Source organism: Citrobacter sp. C348 (genome assembly GCF_047467975.1).
Classification (GTDB): domain Bacteria; phylum Pseudomonadota; class Gammaproteobacteria; order Enterobacterales; family Enterobacteriaceae; genus Citrobacter; species Citrobacter gillenii.
In genome coordinates this window covers 143,983-161,513 of sequence record NZ_JASJUJ010000003.1, presented here as the reverse complement: position 1 = coordinate 161,513, position 17,531 = coordinate 143,983, and the positions used below count along the sequence as shown (strand labels likewise).

Genomic DNA, 17,531 nt, shown 5'->3' with positions numbered 1-17,531 from the left:
CTCCTTCAATCATCCGGCGTCAGTTCACCGCGCAGGTTTTGCGTCATCGCGTCACGGATGGCCTGCGTGTCCAGACCCTGGCTCAGCAAATAATGCAGCTTGGTCAGTGTTGCTTCAACGGTCATATCCGCACCGCCAATCACGCCCGCATGTGCCAGCGCATTCCCCGTCGCATAACCGCCCATGTTGACCTTGCCGGACATGCACTGCGTGAGGTTAATGACCACAATACCGCGTGAGCTGGCATCCTCAAGCTCCTTCAGGAACTCTTTATTCTGCGGGGCATTGCCCACGCCGTAAGAACGCAGAATTAACGCTTTGACTGGCTGGCGCAAGAAGTTACGCACCACGTCTGCGGAAATTCCAGGATAAATCGTCACCACGCCAATCGGCTGCGGGGTGATAGGGTGCACAATCAGCTCGCCCGCACCGTGCGGCGCGGGCGGGGTGCCCAAACGACGGATGTGGATCCCGGCTTCCAGTAAAGGTGCAAGGTTAGGTGAAGCGAAGGCGTCAAAACCGTCGGCGTGCGCTTTGGTGGTGCGGTTACCACGATACAGTCGGTTATTGAAGAACAGAGTGACTTCATTGATCGGATAATTGGCCGCAACGTACAACGCATTCAGCAAATTGATTTGTCCGTCTGAACGTAGCTCAGCCAGCGGGATTTGTGACCCTGTCACAATAACTGGCTTGCCCAGATTCTCCAGCATAAACGACAGCGCCGAGGCGGTGAACGCCATGGTGTCGGTGCCATGCAGGATCACAAAACCGTCGTATTCGTCGTAGTGAGCTTTAATATCTTCCGCAATATGCTGCCAGTCTTCTGGCGTCATATCGGAGGAATCCATCAGCGGGACATATTCGTGAATGGTGAAGTCTGGCATCTCAGGGCGGTGGAATTCAGGCATCAATGCCAGTTGACGCTGAAGATGGCCGGAAACCGGAATGTAACCTTGTTCTGAGCGCTGCATACCGATGGTACCGCCGGTATAGGCAACGTAAATCGATTTCTTCTGCATGACTTTTCTTCTGTCTCAAAGAAAAACCCCTCTTCATCCCGAAGAGGGGTCAAGAGTTAGCGGACGTTGGCGCAGGTCAGGCAGAACGCATAACGGTTCTGCGGGTCGTTAAACGCGGCCAGCTTATCACTTTCGGTTTTTACCACGCTTGCCGCAGAGGCCAGTGGTGCCGGGAGCATGGCCTGAATGGCTTCTGGTAGCATAGCGCGAACGGAACCAGACATGCTGTCCATGACCATATCAACGAACGTGGGCTCGTCCTGATAATACTCAATGTGCCATTGTTTCAGTTTCGCCAGTTCTGCCGCTTTTGCTACAGCGTCGTCGAAATCGCCGAGACTGTCGACCAGACCATTCGCTTTTGCATCCTGACCGGTCCAGACGTGGCCCTGGGCGATTTTATCAATCTGCTCTGGCGTTGTCTTACGTGCATCCGCGACCAGCGTGATGAAGCGCTTATAGCCGTTCTCGATGCTCAGTTGCATCATCTGCTGCACTTCCGGCGGTAACGCTTTGGTGACGGAAATATCGGCCAGCGGCGAGGTCGCCACGCCGTCGGTATGTACACCAATGGAATCGAGGCTGTTTTCAACGGTGTTGATCACGCCAAAGATGCCGATGGAGCCGGTCAGGGTGCTGGGGTTCGCCACAATGTAGTTTGCCGGGGTTGAGATCCAGTAACCGCCGGATGCCGCCATGCCGCCCATGGAAACCACCACCGGTTTACCCGCCGCTTTTGCTGCAGCCAGCTCAGCGCGGATCACTTCCGAGGCGCTGACGCTGCCGCCTGGACTGTTAACGCGCAGGACAATGGCTTTTACCTTCGGATCGAGACGCGCTTCACGGATTTGTGCCGCAGTGGTGTCGCCGCCGACGTTGCCCGGTGTTTCTTCTCCGTCCATGATCGCGCCATTGGCGAAGACTACGCCAATGCTGTCACCGGTATCCGCCGGGGTTTTTAGCGTGTAATCGTAATAGCTGACGGCACTGTAGTTCTTCTCTGTTTTGCTCCAGCCAAACTGTTTAGTCAGCAGTTTTTCCACTTCAGCGCTGGAGGCGAGAGCATCGACCAGTTTATTGTCGAGGGCGTACTTCGCGGTGTCGCCACCCACTTTCGTCAGGCCGTCAAGCATCGCCTGTGCGCCCGGGAACACTTGCTGCGCCGGGATCTGGCGGTTAGCAGCAACGGTATCGAGATAGTTCTGCCACAGCTCGCCAATCCAGCGACTGTCGGCTTCACGTGCGGCCGGGGACATATCGTCGCGAATAAACGGCTCGACGGCGGACTTATAGGTACCGACGCGGAAAACGTGGGTGGAGACTTTTAGTTTATCCAGCAGAGACTTGTAATACAGACCGTTGGTCGCAAAGCCGTGCAGGTCAACCGAACCCTGCGGGGAGAGCCAAATTTTATTGGCAAAGCTTGCGAGGTAATACTGTCCCTGGCTGAAGTTATCGCCCACGGCAAATACCGGTTTTCCACTGTCGCGGAATTCGCGCAGTGCTTTGCCGATATACTGCATGGACGGCTGATCGGCCCCGGCAAAGTTTTTTAAATCCATCACGATGCCGGTGATGTTGCGATCGTCTTTTGCCTGGCGAATGGTGTTAACGATATCGAACAGTGAGTTTTCTTGCAGGCGATCGGAACTGGCGCCAAACAGCTGACGTCCGATGACGCTTAAGCGGCTGGTGCTCGAGGGCTTATCGACAATAACGCCGGAGATATCGAGCAGCAGTGCGCCACGCTCCGCGTGTTCGCTGGAGGTGCTACTGCTGACCTGCATCCAGATCCCCACGCCCACCAGGACCAAAAAGATAAAGAACAGGTTCAGTACACATTCGCGGACGAAATTCAGTATTCGCCACGTCCATTTAAAAATTCCGGCAATAAAACGCCACAGGGTTTGCATGTATTCTCCCTACCGATGAACAACACGCCCCCCCGTTTTACCGGAGAAGGCGTTAAGATGTGGCTATCGTAATGACCCGGCAGGCACTTGTCAGCAGGAATCACCGCCGGCGCTGTAACAAAATCCGCTCACGTGTTAATTTTGTGAACAAATTTCATTGTTGGAGTTAAGCAAATGGATGCACTCGAATTACTTCTTACCCGCCGTAGCGCCTCTCGTCTTGTTGAACCCGCTCCCGTGGGTGAGCAACTGCAAAATATCCTGCGGGCGGGGATGCGCGCCCCGGATCACAAATCGCTGCAGCCGTGGCGTTTCTTTGTGATTGAAGGTGCAGGGCGTGAGCGTTTTAGCGCCGTGCTCGAAAAAGGGGCTATTGCCGCAGAGGGCGACGAAAAGGCTGTCGAAAAAGCGCGTACTGCGCCGTTTCGTGCCCCGCTGATTATTGCGGTGGTGGCGAAATGTGAAGAAAGTGACAAGGTTCCACTGTGGGAACAGGAAATGTCAGCGGGTTGTGCGGTAATGGCCATGCAAATGGCGGCGATTGCGCAAGGCTTTGGCGGGATCTGGCGCAGCGGTGCATTAACCGAAAGTGCAGTGGTGCGCGAGGCATTTGACTGTCGTGCGCAGGATAAAATTGTCGGCTTCCTCTATCTGGGCACGCCACAGCTTAAAGCATCCACCACGATTAACCCTGCCGATCCGAGCGCATTCGTCCAGTATTTCTGATTTCAGCGGCTAAACTGTCTGGATTATGAGCAAAGACACCCGAATTCAGACAGTCACTCTTACCACATCATGGAATGAGCGCTACCATAGCCCGATTGCAATGACAGGAGATGTCCATGAGCGAGCACGCTATTCGTTTAACGCAATACAGCCACGGAGCCGGTTGCGGTTGTAAAATTTCCCCCAAAGTGCTGGAAACCATCCTGCACAGCGAGCAGGCGAAATTTGTTGATCCGAATTTACTCGTGGGGAATGAAACCCGCGATGACGCCGCCGTGTACGATCTGGGCAATGGCACCAGCGTTATTAGCACCACCGATTTTTTTATGCCGATTGTCGATAATCCGTTTGATTTTGGCCGCATCGCTGCGACCAACGCCATCAGCGATATCTTCGCGATGGGTGGCAAACCGATTATGGCTATCGCGATTCTGGGCTGGCCGCTCGATAAGCTGGCACCGGAAGTCGCCCGTGAAGTGACCGAAGGCGGGCGTTTCGCCTGTCGCCAGGCCGGCATTGCGCTGGCGGGCGGTCACTCTATTGATGCCCCGGAGCCGATTTTTGGTCTTGCCGTGACGGGCGTGGTCCCGACCGAGCGCGTGAAGAAAAACAGCACCGCAGAAGCGGGATGCAAGCTGTTCCTCACCAAGCCGCTAGGCATTGGCGTGTTGACCACCGCCGAGAAAAAATCGCTGCTTAAGCCTGAGCATGTTGGGCTGGCGACGGAAGTTATGTGCCGCATGAATATTGCGGGCGCAGCGTTTGCGGACATTGAAGGCGTGAAAGCCATGACCGACGTGACTGGTTTTGGCCTGCTGGGACACCTGAGCGAAATGTGTCAGGGCGCGGGCGTTCAGGCGCAAATCGTTTACCAGGATATTCCAAAACTGCCTGGTGTTGAAGAGTACATCGCGCAAGGCGCAGTGCCGGGCGGCACGCAGCGTAACTTTGCCAGCTACGGGCATCTGATGGGTGAGATGCCGCAGGCGGTACGAGACCTGCTGTGCGATCCGCAAACCTCCGGCGGCCTGCTGCTGGCGGTAACACCGGAATCTGAGGCTGAAGTGAAAGCGGTTGCCGCGCAGTTTGGCATTGATCTCACCGCGATTGGTGAGCTGGTTGAAGCTCGTGGCGGTCGTGCCATGGTTGAGATCCGTTAATTCGATGCGGTTGTTTATTGCCGAAAAACCGAGTCTGGCGCGCGCGATTGCCGATGTGCTCCCTAAGCCACATCGCAAAGGTGATGGCTTTATTGAATGCGGAAATGGGCAAGTGGTGACCTGGTGTATCGGTCACCTGCTTGAACAGGCGCAGCCAGATGCCTATGACAGTCGCTATGCACGCTGGAGTCTGGTCGACTTGCCGATTGTACCGGAAAAGTGGCAACTGCAGCCGCGTCCCTCCGTCACCAAACAGCTCAACGTCATCAAGCGCTTTCTGCATGAGGCCAGTGAAGTCATTCACGCGGGAGACCCCGATCGTGAAGGACAGCTGCTGGTCGATGAAGTGCTGGATTACCTGCAACTGGCGCCGGAAAAGCGTCATCAGGTACAACGGTGTCTGATTAACGACCTTAACCCACAGGCGGTGGAGCGGGCAATTTCGCGTCTGCGCGCCAACAGTGAGTTTATTCCGCTGTGCGTTTCGGCGCTGGCGCGAGCGCGTGCCGACTGGCTGTACGGCATCAATATGACGCGCGCCTACACCATTCTTGGGCGCAACGCGGGTTATCAGGGTGTGCTTTCAGTGGGGCGTGTGCAGACGCCGGTGCTTGGTCTGGTGGTACGCCGTGATGAAGAGATTGAAAACTTCGTCGCCAAAGATTTCTTTGAGGTCAAAGCGCATATCGTCACACCTGCCGACGAGCGGTTTACCGCTATCTGGCAGCCGAGCGAGGCGTGTGAACCTTATCAGGATGAAGAAGGGCGCTTACTGAACCGTACGCTGGCGGAGCATGTGGTGAAACGCATCAACGGTCAGCCAGCGATAGTCACCAGCTATAACGATAAACGGGAATCAGAATCCGCACCGCTGCCGTTCTCATTGTCGGCGTTGCAGATTGAAGCCGCTAAACGCTTCGGACTGAGCGCGCAAAACGTGCTCGATATCTGCCAGAAGCTGTATGAAACCCACAAGCTGATTACCTATCCGCGTTCTGATAGCCGCTATCTGCCGGAAGAACATTTTGCCGGTCGCCATGCGGTGATGAATGCGATTAGCGTGCACGCTCCGGATTTATTTCCGCAGCCTGCGGTTAATCCCGATACGCGTAATCGCTGCTGGGACGATAAAAAGGTTGATGCGCACCACGCGATTATTCCCACTGCGCGCAGTTCATCCATCAATTTGAATGACAATGAAGCCAAGGTGTACAACCTGATTGCGCGTCAGTATCTGATGCAGTTCTGCCCGGACGCGGTATTCCGCAAGTGCGTCATTGAGCTGGATATTGCGAAAGGCAAGTTTGTTGCTAAAGCCCGTTTCCTGGCGGAAGCCGGGTGGCGCACGCTGCTGGGTAACAAAGAGCGCGACGAAGAGAACGACGGCACACCGTTGCCGGTGGTGGCGAAGGATGATGAGCTATTATGTGAAAAGGGTGAGGTGGTAGAACGCCAGACCCAGCCGCCGCGCCATTTTACCGATGCGACGCTGCTGTCGGCGATGACCGGGATTGCGCGATTTGTGCAGGATAAAGACCTGAAAAAGATCCTGCGTGCCACCGATGGGCTGGGAACGGAAGCCACGCGAGCGGGGATTATCGAACTGCTGTTCAAGCGCGGGTTCCTGGTAAAAAAGGGCCGCTATATCCACTCGACGGATCCCGGAAAAGCGCTGTTTCATTCTTTGCCCGAAATGGCGACGCGTCCGGATATGACCGCGCACTGGGAATCTGTCCTGACGCAAATCAGTGAAAAACAGTGCCGCTATCAGGACTTTATGCAGCCGCTGGTGGACACGTTGTATCAGCTGATTGACCAGGCTAAACGTACGCCAGTACGCCGATTCCGCGGGATAACCGCGCCGGCTGGCGCAGAGAAAAAAAAGAGCGCGCCGCGAAAACGTCCGGCGAAAAAAAGCCCGCCATCGGAAGAGGCAGGCGTGTAATTTGTAGGCCGGATAAGGCACGTGTGCCGCATCCGGCAATGCCTGATGGCGCGACGCTTATCAGGCCTACGGAAACAACAGTTCTGAATTAAATCACACCCTGGCCCAGCATCGCGTCGGCAACTTTCACGAAGCCCGCGATGTTGGCGCCGCGGACATAGTTGGTCTGTTTGCTCTCGCCACCGTACTCAACGCAGGCATGGTGAATATCCAGCATGATGTGGTGCAAACGCGCATCTACTTTCTCCGCTTTCCAACCCAGACGCGCGGCGTTCTGCGCCATTTCCAGGCCTGATGTCGCCACGCCACCGGCGTTGGCGGCTTTACCCGGCGCAAACAGTACGCCCGCTTCGAGGAACAGATCGGTGGCTTCGATGGTGGTCGGCATGTTTGCGCCTTCCGCCACGGCCTTGACGCCGTTGGCAATCAGCGTCTGCGCGGCGTCCACATCCAGTTCGTTCTGCGTGGCGCACGGCAGGGCGATATCGACCGGCACTGACCACGGTTGCTTACCTTCCAGATAGGTCAGACCGAACTCACGGGCGTAATCCGCCACACGACCGTCGCGACTGTCTTTAATGGCACACAGACGCGCCAGTTTCTCTTTCGTGAAGCCACTCTCGTCAACCACGGTACCGCTGGAGTCGGAGGCGGTCACCACACGGGCACCAAACTCCATGGCTTTCTCAATGGCGAATTGCGCCACGTTACCGGAGCCGGAAACGGCGACACGCATGCCTTCAAAGCCCAGACCATGGCGCTTAAGCATTGCTTCGGTGAAGTACACCAGGCCGTAGCCGGTCGCTTCCGGACGGATTAGGCTGCCGCCAAACGACAGACCTTTACCGGTAAAGACGCAGGCGCTGTTGTTGGACAGTTTTTTCATCATCCCGGCCATAAAGCCGACTTCACGACCGCCTACGCCGATATCACCCGCCGGGACGTCAGTGTCTGGCCCTAAGTGGCGGAACAGTTCGGTCATCAGGGACTGGCAAAAGCGCATCACTTCGCCTTCGCTTTTGCCTTTTGGATCGAAATCGCTCCCGCCTTTACCTCCGCCCATCGGCAGCGTGGTGAGGGCGTTTTTAAAGGTCTGTTCGAAGCCAAGGAATTTCAGGATCGACAGGTTGACCGACGGATGGAAACGCATGCCGCCTTTGTAAGGACCAATCGCCGAGCTAAACTGTACACGCCATGCGCGGTTAACCTGTACCTGATTACGATCGTCCAGCCAGACCACGCGGAACTGGATCACGCGCTCAGGTTCAACCAGACGTTCCAGCAATGACATTTGACGATAGCGCGGGTTTTGTTCGAGGAACGGCCACAGCGTCGTCATGACCTCACGAACGGCCTGCGCGAACTCGGTTTGATTCGGGTCGCGCTTTTGCACATGGTTGAGAAATGACGCCAAAGAACATGTCTGATCCATAGATATAAGAACCTCTTATGTATTGATATGGTTATATTTTTGATGTTTATGTTATGTGTTGTGCAGTTTTTGACTATAACATCAGCAGTGTGACGGGACGCAAGAAAAAATTAACCCCGCTAAGGAAATTAATATTGCGGCGTAGGTCATAACTAAAAACGATGCGGGAAGGGACTAAAGTTTCTGCCGGTTTATACCGTTATACTGAGCATAGAGGTCAGTTTAAAAGGAAAGAGTATGCGCCGTTTTATCATGGCAGGTGCGCTGGTTATGCTCTCCAGCACGGCACTGGCAAATCAGCTTTATCGCCCAGATGTGCAGGTTAATGTGCCGCCAGAAGTGTTCAGTTCCAGCGGTCAGCGGGCGCAGCCCTGTAATCAGTGCTGCGTTTATCAGGATCAAAACTATTCGGAAGGCGCGGTGATCAAGGCTGATGGCGTGCTGTTGCAATGCCAGCGCGATGAGAAAACGATCGGCACTAATCCGCTGGTCTGGCGTCGCGTAAAAGAATAAATGCCTGTAAGAGCGGGATGTCGGCAGGCGCCAGCGGATACGTCAGCGCCTCTTCAGGTAGGCACCACACTAGTTGCTGATGCTCATGCGCGTGCAGTTCGCCCTGATAATCTGGCACATGCCATGCATGCAGATGGATAATCCGGCCTGATACTTCGCGTTGATGGCTGGCAACGTACTGCCCAACAACCGCCTCAATGCCGAGTTCTTCGTGCAGTTCACGCCTCAGCGCCTGCGGCTGGCTCTCGCTGGGCTCTACCTTACCGCCGGCAAACTCCCACATACCCGGCTGATCCGCATGCGCCGGGCGCTGAGCGAGTAATATTTTGCCATCACGTTCAAGGATAGCGGCGACCACGTCGAGGGTTTTCATCATATTCATCAAGATCTAACAGCAGAAAGTGACATACTATCTCTATCTTTGTTTTATCTAAAGTATTCAGGAGTCACCGTTGAACGATCCTCAGGCGTGGGTAAAACCGTTGACGCGTATCCCTTCCAGTTTGAAACCGCTTGTCGCGACGCAGAAAAAACATTACGGCGACGTGCTGCATCCCACGCGCTGGTGGGGGCGTATGCCGTTTCTGTTTTGGCTGGTCGCGCTGTTTGTCGGATTTCTGGAGCGTAAACGGGCGCGATTAACCCCGGTGATGCGCGCGCTGTTGATGACGCGGGTGTCGCAGGTGTGTCATTGCGCGTTCTGCGTGGATGCCAACAGCTTACGGCTGGCCGAACGCAGCGGGGCGCTGGATAAAGTGTTACAGGTGGCGAACTGGCAATCGTCTGCACTGTTTAGCTCAGAAGAGCGTGTGGCGCTGGCCTATGCGGATGCGATGACTGCCACGCCGCCGCGCCTTGATGATGCGCTGAAGACGCAAATGCAGCAGCATTTTACCGATGACACGATTACCGAAATGACCGCGCTGATTGCCTTTCAAAATCTCTCGGCACGCTTTAACGCCGCGCTGGATATTCCTTCGCAGGGATTGTGCGACAGTTTCAAAGGACGGCCACATGCTTGACCGCCATCTTCATCCGCGGTTAAAACCGCTGTTACATCAGTGCGCTCGCATGATTGATAAGCCCGGTATTTCGGCGGACGGTCTGACGCTCTTCGGTTTCGCTATTGGCGTGCTGGCCTTGCCGTTTCTGGCATTAGGCTGGTATTCGGCGGCGCTGGTCGCCATTGTGCTTAATCGTCTGTTTGATGGGTTGGACGGCGCGCTGGCGCGGCGCAGGGGACTGACCGATGCCGGCGGATTCCTCGATATTTCACTCGATTTTCTGTTTTACGCGCTGGTGCCGTTTGGTTTTATTCTGGCGGCACCCGAGCAGAATACGCTGGCGGGCAGCTGGCTATTGTTTGCGTTTATCGGCACTGGCAGCAGTTTCCTGGCCTTTGCCGCGCTGGCGGCGAAGCATCAGATTGATAACCCCGGTTATGCGCATAAATCGTTTTATTATTTAGGTGGGTTGACCGAAGGCACCGAGACGATATTGCTGTTCGTGCTGGGTTGTCTGTTCCCTGATTATTTTGCCGTGCTGGCGTGGGTATTTGGCGCGCTGTGCTGGCTGACAACGTTAACGCGGATCTGGAGCGGATACCTGACGCTGAAATCGGTCCAGCGTCAGGAATAATCAGCGATTACTTGCTGGTGTCCGGGCCGCGCTCGCCGCTGGCTACCGGGTTCTTCGGATTGCTGCTCCACTCGAACCAGCCACCGTCGTACACCGAGACGTTTTTCCAGCCCATCGCACGGGCGTACATAAACGTCTCCGAGGCACGCCAGCCGGTACCGCAGTAGAAGGAAACCTGCTGATCCGGCAGGATGTTCCACTGTTTCCACATCGCGGCGATATCGTCTGCGCTGCGCATGGTGCCGTCCGGGTTATGGAAATCTTCCATATGCGTGGAGTCGCTGCCCGCATGACCCCAACGAGCCCCCGCAATTTCACCTTTTGGTTTAATGTAGCTGTAACCGCTGGTGGTGCCGACAAATTCCGGCCACGAACGAATGCTGACCAGCGACGCATCCTGACGATGCAGCAGGCCACGCGCCTGTTCCATATCCAGCATCAGCTGCGGCTGTGCAGGGATCGTCGCGCCAAAATCAGGCTCCGGTTTAACCGTCGGTGCCGTGCCGCGTTCGACCGGTAATCCTGCGTCGGACCACGTCTGCCAGCCGCCGTCGAGCAGGCGAACATCTTTCACGCCCGCGTACAGCATGATCTGTGCGACACGCGCCGCCGCATAGACATCACGGCCATACAAAATCACCGTCGTGTCATGACGAATACCGTGTTTAGCCAGCATCGCTTTGAGCTGCGCGTCGGAGACTTTGTTCCACAGCGGTTCGCTTTCGACTTCGTTGGTATCAATGTATCCGGCACCCGGAATATGACTGAGCAGATAGAGCTTCGGTGCCCCCCAGGCCGCTTCAATGACTTTCCAGTCACCGGCCGGTTTGGCGGTGACGGCTTTACCTTGTTGCAGGTCGTGTAGCCACTGCGGATAGACCAGCTGTTCGAAGTGCGGTAGGCGCTGCAGGCGCGCGGGATCCTGCAGTGCATCGCTGAGCGTGGAAAGCTGGCTAAAGCCCACTTTCTGCAGACGCGCTTTAACGGCCTGCATGTCGCTTTCGCTGCCATACAGCGCTACCGGTGCATCGGTTTTTAACTGATGTTGCTTAACCCAGGCGGTGAGTTGCTCGTCGTTCATGTTGTCGAGCCAGGCGGCAGACAGGTTCAGGGCGGCAGGTTCATGGCCGGAAGGGCCATTAAGCGATTGCGGCCAGCCGTTATAAAACGCACTTTGACGGGTATCGATTGCCGCGCCTTGTTGCTGCTGTAACTGGTGGAGGGTGAGCGTCTGTGCTGTTTCAGCAGCCCAGGAAGAAGCGCAAGCGAGCCCTAAAGCCAGTGCCAGCGCGGTCATTTGAGAAACACGTTTCATCGAATAGCCCGACGTTGAAAAAAAGAAGACGACATTCTGTGCCGCCAGCCCGATAAAATCATTGCGTTAACGCAGCATATCGCCACATTCACGCCCAGTTTGCCATCTGCAAAACGCGGCCCGCGGGTGGAACGTCCTGCGCGTCATGGGTAACCTGCACCACGGGAATACCCAGCTTGCGCACTTCGGCAAAGACCCACTGGCGAAACGCGTCGCGAAGCGAGGTGTCCAGTCGGCTGAAGGGTTCATCCAGCAGCAGCGCCTGTGGTTGTGCCAACAGCGCGCGCAGCAGGGCGATACGCGATCGTTGCCCGCCGGAGAGTGACGCCGGATCGCGATGATAAAAGCCCGCCAGCCCGGCACGCTCAAGGGCGCGCTCGACCTTATCTCGTCTGGCCGATCCTTTCAGACTTGCGGGGAGTGCCAGCAGCAAATTTTGCCCCACGCTGAAATGGTCGAACAGCAGGGCATCCTGGAACAAAATGCCAATCTGGCGCTGCGCCGTGGGCAACGAGTCGATGCGCCGGTCGTTAAGCCACAGCTCGCCACTCGCCTGAAACGTTGGAGAAAGTGCGCCAATCATCCACGAGAACAGCGATGATTTGCCGCTGCCGGAGGGACCCATAATAGTGACAATGTCACCTTTGTTGACCTCGAAATTGGCCTCGTTGAGCAGAACGCAAGGTCCCAGATGTAGCGAAACATTTTTCACAATTAGCATTAGCGGAGTCCTTGTCGACAGCGGCCAACCCATGCGGGGAGTAATGCTGACAGTGCGAAAACCAACAGCGGCAGCAGCAGTTGCCAGAGCGCCTGTGACGCAAGCCGTGCCGCGCTGCCGCCGCTGCTCAATGCAACGGCCTCGGTGGTCAGCGTGGGAAAGCGTCCGGCCCCTAACCACAGGGTCGGCATATACTGGGCGATACTGACGGAAAATCCCACCGCGAAAGCAATCAGCGCCGGACGCAGCAGCAGCGGACATTTCACCTGCCAGAAGATGCGCTCCCGCGACCAGCCCAGCGTCTGCGCAATCAACATTAACCGCGGATCAATTCGCTGCCACGCCGGTTTGAGGATAAACAGCATCCACGGTGTGACCCACAGCAAATGTCCCCAGACAACCGTCAACAATTGACCATCCAGCTGTGAGTGTAGCGCCAGCGTATATTGTCCGGTGACCAGCGGGAGTGCAGGCAGGATAATCGGCAGCCAGACCCAACGATGTCCGCGCTGTGGTCCCCATTCCAGCCATAGCAACAGCGTGATTAATGCCAGTGCGCTGGCAATCATTCCCACTTGCAGGCTGGTGAATAACGTCTGGCTATCGATGAATGAATACTGTGCAACCAGGGCCAGAACCAGCAGGCAGAGTACGCCGCTTACGGGCACCAGTTGCGCCAGTGAGCGCCCCAGTGGATAGGATGAAAAACGCTGACGCTTCCCGCTAATCCCCGGCAGGGTACGCCGCCAGCTGCGCCAGAGCAGATAACCAACCAGCGCATACACACACAGCAGCAGTACCAGCAGCAGGCTGGCGAGCGAGCCTTTTATCTGTTGGTCGGCATCGCCCTGAGTGAGCCATTGCCAGCTCAACACCGCAAGCGTTGGCGGATTGCCCGGACCCAGCACGATCGCCACATCCACCGCCGACAATGACCATGCAGTGGCCGCCAGCATCACTTTCCCCAGTGCCGGTGCGATGGCGGGTAAGACCAACCAGTTGAGGCATTGCAGGCGGCTATATCCCAGCGAATCCAGCACGGTCACCTGCCGGGCAAGCTGCTTTTCACTGAGCAGGGCCGAGAGTACCCATAACAAAAAAGCGCTCTCTTTGACGGCTAGCGTCAAGCCCAGACCGATCCCGTAGCGGTCAGCCTGCGGGGTAAGAAAAGGCAACACCCGGTACAGCAGACCGCCTTCGGCAAACAACAACAGGACGCTGGTGGCAAACGCGACGTGCGGAATCGCCAACAGCCACGGCAGCCGGGTGCACAGCCGCGCCCAGCCCGCGCCGGGCCACATGGCGAGGATCGCCAACAGGGCAATGACCAACGCACCGAGGGTCGCCAGCGTCACGGAAACCAGCGTCGCCATCAGCGCCTGCGGCAACTGGGGATCGGCAAACAGCGCCAGCCAATGAGTGATGGAGAGCGCTGGTGTGAAAAGTGCGATGGCGGCAGGTACCAGCGGCAAATAAATCACCGCCATGACGCCCCATATCAGCAGGATTAATGCGTACCGTAACGGCGTAGCCATTCTTGTTCCAGTACGTTTACCCAGGCCGCATGGGGTTCAGGAAGCACGGTGGGTAATCCTTTAGGGATCCGTGCCTGCAGAGCTTCACGTTGTGCCGCAGGTAATTTTTGCGGGTCGAGAACCGAAGGGTCGCCCCAGTAGGCGGGATCGGCTTTACGCAGTTGCGCCTCCGGAGAGAGCAGGAAGTTGGCGACGACTTTCGCCCCGGCGGGGGAACTGGCGTTCGCCGGAATGGTGACGAAATGCACGTTGCCAATCATGCCTTGCGCAAAGCCAAAGCTGTAGCTGTTTTTGGGTAACTCACCGCTGGCCGCTTTCTGTTGGGCGTGTGCGGGGTTAAAGGTCAGCGATAAGCGCAGTACGCCAGTGTTCAACAGCGCATCCATTCGTGCGGGCGTAGGAGGGAAGTCTTTACCTTCACGCCATAAAAACGGGTGTAGTGCATCCAGATACTGCCACAGTGGGGCCGTAACATCAGCGAACGTCGCGGTATCGGGCGCCATTTTCAACGCTTGTGGTTGGGTAGTAAGCGCCATCAGCAACTGCTCAAGAAATGCAGTCCCGGTAAAATCCGGGGGGCGTGGGTAGGTCACTGTACCAGGATGCGCTTTGGCAAACGCCAGTAGCGCCTGCGGGGTTTGTGGTGGCTGTTCGGTAACATCTCGGTTAGCGATAAAAGTAAGCTGCGCGCCGCCCCACGGTGACTCGGCTCCCTCTGTAGGGATGGAGAAGTCTTCGCTGACAGGCTGCAGGGTATCAACGTAGCGCCAGTTGGGCAGCGTCTGCGCCCACTGCGTTTGCAGCAGGTTTGCCTCTTTCAGCGTACGGAAGTTTTCACCATTCACCCACAGTAAATCGACAGAGCCGCCGGTTTTACGCCCGGAAGCGGCCTCTGTTTGAATACGCTTCACCGCGTCGGCAGCATCGGCCAGACGCACGATTTTCAGGTTAATGGCGTAATGTGTTTTCATCTCGCCGCTTACCCAGTCGAGATATTGGTTCACTGCGTTATCGCCTCCCCAGGCGTTGAACCACACCGTCTGGCCACGGGCGTCGTTTTTGATCTGCTGCCAGCTGTTATCCTGCGCGAAGGTCGCCAGCGGAGAAAACAGCAAACTCAGGCACAATAAGCAATAACGCATACACTCTCCAGTTGTTAAGGGGGGCCTCAGACGTGTTTTCTGTGCCGTTCAAGATAAATGCTTCTCGCCACGGAGATAACCACAGTCAGCGCAAATAATACAAATAGCCCGGTCACGAACCAGAATGTTCCTCCGGTTAACAGGCTGCCGGCCCAGGAATAGACAAGAGTCGCGGGTAGCTGACCGACGCCGGTGGCGAGGAAAAAATGACGAAAGCGGATCGATGTCAGACCGGCGGCGTAACTAACCGGATCAAAGGGAACGAAAGGTAACAGGCGACAGACCAGAATAGTGTGTTTGCCGTAGCGTGCAAAAAAGGCGTCCATGCTATTCAACACCGTTTTTCCGGTCAGCTTTTCCACTGTGCTACGGCCAAAAACACGGGCGATGAAAAAGCATAGCGCCGCGCCAGCCATTGCGCTGGTCCAGGAGAGTACGCCTCCCCAGAATGCGCCGAACAATGACGCATTGGCAAAGGTGATCACAAACGCCGGGAGCGGGGCGATAATGGCTTGTAAGATCATTAAGCAAAACGATACCACCGCAGCCTGAGCACCGTATGACCGAATGAGATTTTCAATGGCGTGCTGGTCAACCGTGGCGAATGCCGCCAGGCTGTGACTGACAAAATCACTGACGCCGGGCACCCATACCCAGGCGCTCAGCGCCAGCAGTAGCAGGAAAACCAGTCCGGCCCGGCAATAGCGTATGACGTGCGTTTTGTTCAGCTTCATGTTTTATCGGCTAACTCACGTTGGACAGAGGGATCAATACGCTTCACGCGGGCCCAGGCTTTGGCTGCCTGTACCAGGGTAAATAAAATAATGCCAGCAATACTGAGTTTAACCATAAACGCCAGGGTGATGCCGTCGCTGACGAGTTCATGCGACATGAGCGTATAGATGAACAGGCCGGGGAAGGTGGTGAGCGCAGAAATGACGGTGAATGACCAGAATGGGATGGCGGTCAGCCCGTAGGCATAATTTTGAATGTTGTACGGGAATAACGGCACCAGGCGGGTGAGGATCAGAAAATCGCTACCGCTTTGGGCAATGCCTTTTTCTATCGCCTGGAAGGTGGCCGTATGCCCGACATATTTCAGCAGCAGATCGCGACCCAGCCAGCGGGCAAGTAAGAACGACAGCGCCGAGGCCACGGTGGCTGCAAACAGCGATACAAGCGTCCCCACCAGCGGGCCAAACAGGATACCGCCGACGATCACCAGCATGCTGCCGGGTATCAGACACAGCGCAGCGACGATAAACAGCAGAATGTACAGCACGTAGCCGTATATGCCGCTCTGGCGGATGAGATCTTGTAAAAGGTGGAAATGGGTTATCAGGCCACTCAGGCCAGAATAATGGAGAACGCCCACCAGGACACAGAGGAGTAGCGCAACGATCAGCAGTCTGTATTCTGCTTTATGCGAACTTCTTTTTCATGGGGGTCTCCTGTAATACCGAGGGTAATAACGCGTTTCGCCAGCGAAAGTGCGCGCGAAGATATAATAAATCCCCGTTGGCAACAATGTATTACCGTGGTTTTTTTGATTTTGCTCAGGCTGCACCGACTCTCCAGGCAAGGCCCGGAGAGTGACAACGCTCAGGCGATCAGACGCGGAATTTGGCCCATACCGGCGCGTGGTCGGACGGTTTTTCCATACTGCGGATCTCATAGTCGATGCCGGTTTCTTCGCAGCGCTCCGCCAGCGGGTTGCTCGCCAGCAGCAGATCGATACGCAGACCACGGTTATCGTCAAAGCCTTTTGAACGGTAATCAAACCACGAGTACTTGTCACCGGTGTCCGGATGCGCGTGACGGAACGTGTCCACCAGACCCCATCCCATCAGTCGTTCCATCCACTCACGCTCTTCCGGCAGGAAGGAGCACTTGCCGGTACGCAGCCAGCGTTTGCGATTCTCTTCACCAATGCCGATGTCCAGATCGGTCGGGCTGATATTCATATCCCCCATGATCAGCACCGGATTGTCGCGCTTCAGTTCAGTCTCCAGATAGTTTTGCAGGTTCTGATAAAACGCGGCTTTGGCCGGGAACTTCAGCGGGTGGTCACGGCTTTCGCCTTGCGGAAAATAGCCGTTAATCACGGTGATATTCCCCAGTGGAGACGGGATTTCGGCCATGATAATACGGCGCTGAGCTTCTTCGTCATCGTTCGGGAAGCCACGACGCACCGAAATGGGCGTTTCTTTCGTCAGCAGCGCGACGCCGTAATGGCCTTTTTGACCGTGATAGAAAACGTTGTAACCCAGCTTTGCGACCTCTTCGAGAGGGAACATGTCATCGTGGACTTTTGTCTCCTGCAAGCCGATCACATCCGGTTGGTGTTTTTCGACAATGGCTGCCAGTTGATGAGGACGGGCACGCAGGCCGTTGATATTAAAAGAGACAAATTTCATAGTCGCTGCCACTTTGCAAGATGAATAGTGCAAGGATGGTAGCAGAATTTCC

17 protein-coding genes are annotated in these 17,531 nt (G+C 56.0%); 6 read left to right on the top strand and 11 right to left on the bottom strand.

The genetic code is table 11. The features are described 5' to 3' along the window. Positions 1-5 precede the first annotated feature (5 nt). Together ansA and sppA are read right to left on the bottom strand one after the other, a co-directional pair. Positions 6-1,022: an asparaginase gene (ansA, locus tag QNN86_RS07350; protein ID WP_096757298.1), complete on the bottom strand. Its 1,017-nt coding sequence runs from the start codon at positions 1,020-1,022 to the stop codon at positions 6-8. Positions 1,023-1,078: 56 nt separating this feature from the next. Continuing rightward, complete coding sequence (gene sppA / locus QNN86_RS07345) at positions 1,079-2,935, bottom strand: signal peptide peptidase SppA (RefSeq protein ID WP_135912159.1); 1,857 nt, start codon at positions 2,933-2,935, stop codon at positions 1,079-1,081. Positions 2,936-3,109: 174 nt separating this feature from the next. On the opposite strand from sppA, the gene QNN86_RS07340 reads away from it, so the two are divergent. From QNN86_RS07340 to topB, 3 genes are all read left to right on the top strand, one after another. After that, positions 3,110-3,661: an NAD(P)H nitroreductase gene (locus tag QNN86_RS07340; protein ID WP_096757296.1), complete on the top strand. Its 552-nt coding sequence runs from the start codon at positions 3,110-3,112 to the stop codon at positions 3,659-3,661. Between the two features lie 116 nt (positions 3,662-3,777). Further along, the gene (gene selD / locus QNN86_RS07335; protein ID WP_115258691.1) at positions 3,778-4,821 is read left to right on the top strand and encodes a selenide, water dikinase SelD; all 1,044 of its coding nucleotides are present in this window, start codon (positions 3,778-3,780) and stop codon (positions 4,819-4,821) included. A gap of 4 nt (positions 4,822-4,825) precedes the next feature. Then, a complete protein-coding gene (gene topB / locus QNN86_RS07330; RefSeq protein WP_414210975.1) occupies positions 4,826-6,766 on the top strand; it encodes a DNA topoisomerase III in 1,941 nt (646 codons plus the stop codon). Between the two features lie 88 nt (positions 6,767-6,854). Here topB and gdhA read toward each other — a convergent pair whose 3' ends face one another. Next, positions 6,855-8,198, bottom strand: coding sequence for an NADP-specific glutamate dehydrogenase (gdhA, locus tag QNN86_RS07325; RefSeq protein ID WP_414210859.1), 1,344 nt, complete (start codon positions 8,196-8,198; stop codon positions 6,855-6,857). A gap of 237 nt (positions 8,199-8,435) precedes the next feature. Between gdhA and QNN86_RS07320 the strand changes: the two genes are divergently transcribed. Beyond that, positions 8,436-8,711: a YnjH family protein gene (locus QNN86_RS07320; RefSeq protein WP_137399333.1), complete on the top strand. Its 276-nt coding sequence runs from the start codon at positions 8,436-8,438 to the stop codon at positions 8,709-8,711. Here QNN86_RS07320 and QNN86_RS07315 read toward each other — a convergent pair. Further along, complete coding sequence (locus tag QNN86_RS07315; protein ID WP_414210974.1) at positions 8,677-9,084, bottom strand: pyrimidine (deoxy)nucleoside triphosphate diphosphatase; 408 nt, start codon at positions 9,082-9,084, stop codon at positions 8,677-8,679. The two genes, QNN86_RS07320 and QNN86_RS07315, sit on opposite strands and share 35 nt — an antisense overlap. A 79-nt stretch (positions 9,085-9,163) precedes the next feature. Here QNN86_RS07315 and QNN86_RS07310 point away from each other — a divergent pair, with 79 nt between their 5' ends. Together QNN86_RS07310 and QNN86_RS07305 are read left to right on the top strand one after the other, a co-directional pair. Then, positions 9,164-9,733: a carboxymuconolactone decarboxylase family protein gene (locus tag QNN86_RS07310; protein ID WP_414210858.1), complete on the top strand. Its 570-nt coding sequence runs from the start codon at positions 9,164-9,166 to the stop codon at positions 9,731-9,733. Beyond that, complete coding sequence (locus tag QNN86_RS07305; RefSeq protein ID WP_414210857.1) at positions 9,726-10,349, top strand: CDP-alcohol phosphatidyltransferase family protein; 624 nt, start codon at positions 9,726-9,728, stop codon at positions 10,347-10,349. The genes QNN86_RS07310 and QNN86_RS07305 overlap by 8 nt, the downstream gene beginning before the upstream one ends. Before the next feature lie 7 nt (positions 10,350-10,356). Here QNN86_RS07305 and QNN86_RS07300 read toward each other — a convergent pair whose 3' ends face one another. The 7 genes from QNN86_RS07300 to xthA all read right to left on the bottom strand — a co-directional run bounded on the left by QNN86_RS07300 (position 10,357) and on the right by xthA (position 17,479). Next, positions 10,357-11,664: a sulfurtransferase gene (locus tag QNN86_RS07300; RefSeq protein WP_137399332.1), complete on the bottom strand. Its 1,308-nt coding sequence runs from the start codon at positions 11,662-11,664 to the stop codon at positions 10,357-10,359. An 88-nt stretch (positions 11,665-11,752) separates the two neighbouring features. Next, positions 11,753-12,385 carry an ATP-binding cassette domain-containing protein gene (locus QNN86_RS07295; RefSeq protein ID WP_181517251.1) on the bottom strand — a complete coding sequence of 211 codons (633 nt, stop codon included), beginning with the start codon at positions 12,383-12,385 and terminating at the stop codon, positions 11,753-11,755. Next, complete coding sequence (locus QNN86_RS07290; RefSeq protein ID WP_414210856.1) at positions 12,385-13,920, bottom strand: thiamine ABC transporter permease; 1,536 nt, start codon at positions 13,918-13,920, stop codon at positions 12,385-12,387. The genes QNN86_RS07295 and QNN86_RS07290 overlap by 1 nt, the downstream gene beginning before the upstream one ends. After that, entirely contained in the window at positions 13,893-15,062 is a 1,170-nt protein-coding gene (locus QNN86_RS07285) for an ABC transporter substrate-binding protein (protein ID WP_414210855.1), read from the bottom strand. Before QNN86_RS07285 ends, QNN86_RS07290 begins: the two co-directional genes overlap by 28 nt. A gap of 26 nt (positions 15,063-15,088) precedes the next feature. Further along, positions 15,089-15,796 carry a TVP38/TMEM64 family protein gene (locus tag QNN86_RS07280; RefSeq protein WP_182269952.1) on the bottom strand — a complete coding sequence of 236 codons (708 nt, stop codon included), beginning with the start codon at positions 15,794-15,796 and terminating at the stop codon, positions 15,089-15,091. Then, complete coding sequence (locus QNN86_RS07275) at positions 15,793-16,437, bottom strand: TVP38/TMEM64 family protein (RefSeq protein ID WP_279276939.1); 645 nt, start codon at positions 16,435-16,437, stop codon at positions 15,793-15,795. Before QNN86_RS07275 ends, QNN86_RS07280 begins: the two co-directional genes overlap by 4 nt. Positions 16,438-16,672: 235 nt before the next feature. Beyond that, entirely contained in the window at positions 16,673-17,479 is an 807-nt protein-coding gene (gene xthA, locus QNN86_RS07270; protein ID WP_182269951.1) for an exodeoxyribonuclease III, read from the bottom strand. Between the last annotated feature and the right edge of the window lie 52 nt (positions 17,480-17,531).

Excerpts from the sequence above, each read along its gene's own strand:
- ansA (WP_096757298.1), bottom strand. The coding sequence starts at position 1,022 with ATGCAGAAGAAATCGATTTACGTTGCCTATACCGGCGGTACCATCGGT.
- sppA (WP_135912159.1), bottom strand. The coding sequence starts at position 2,935 with ATGCAAACCCTGTGGCGTTTTATTGCCGGAATTTTTAAATGGACGTGG.
- QNN86_RS07340 (WP_096757296.1), top strand. The coding sequence starts at position 3,110 with ATGGATGCACTCGAATTACTTCTTACCCGCCGTAGCGCCTCTCGTCTT.
- selD (WP_115258691.1), top strand. The coding sequence starts at position 3,778 with ATGAGCGAGCACGCTATTCGTTTAACGCAATACAGCCACGGAGCCGGT.
- topB (WP_414210975.1), top strand. The coding sequence starts at position 4,826 with ATGCGGTTGTTTATTGCCGAAAAACCGAGTCTGGCGCGCGCGATTGCC.
- gdhA (WP_414210859.1), bottom strand. The coding sequence starts at position 8,198 with ATGGATCAGACATGTTCTTTGGCGTCATTTCTCAACCATGTGCAAAAG.
- QNN86_RS07320 (WP_137399333.1), top strand. The coding sequence starts at position 8,436 with ATGCGCCGTTTTATCATGGCAGGTGCGCTGGTTATGCTCTCCAGCACG.
- QNN86_RS07315 (WP_414210974.1), bottom strand. The coding sequence starts at position 9,084 with ATGAAAACCCTCGACGTGGTCGCCGCTATCCTTGAACGTGATGGCAAA.
- QNN86_RS07305 (WP_414210857.1), top strand. The coding sequence starts at position 9,726 with ATGCTTGACCGCCATCTTCATCCGCGGTTAAAACCGCTGTTACATCAG.
- QNN86_RS07300 (WP_137399332.1), bottom strand. The coding sequence starts at position 11,664 with ATGAAACGTGTTTCTCAAATGACCGCGCTGGCACTGGCTTTAGGGCTC.
- QNN86_RS07295 (WP_181517251.1), bottom strand. The coding sequence starts at position 12,385 with ATGCTAATTGTGAAAAATGTTTCGCTACATCTGGGACCTTGCGTTCTG.
- QNN86_RS07290 (WP_414210856.1), bottom strand. The coding sequence starts at position 13,920 with ATGGCTACGCCGTTACGGTACGCATTAATCCTGCTGATATGGGGCGTC.
- QNN86_RS07285 (WP_414210855.1), bottom strand. The coding sequence starts at position 15,062 with ATGCGTTATTGCTTATTGTGCCTGAGTTTGCTGTTTTCTCCGCTGGCG.
- QNN86_RS07280 (WP_182269952.1), bottom strand. The coding sequence starts at position 15,796 with ATGAAGCTGAACAAAACGCACGTCATACGCTATTGCCGGGCCGGACTG.
- xthA (WP_182269951.1), bottom strand. The coding sequence starts at position 17,479 with ATGAAATTTGTCTCTTTTAATATCAACGGCCTGCGTGCCCGTCCTCAT.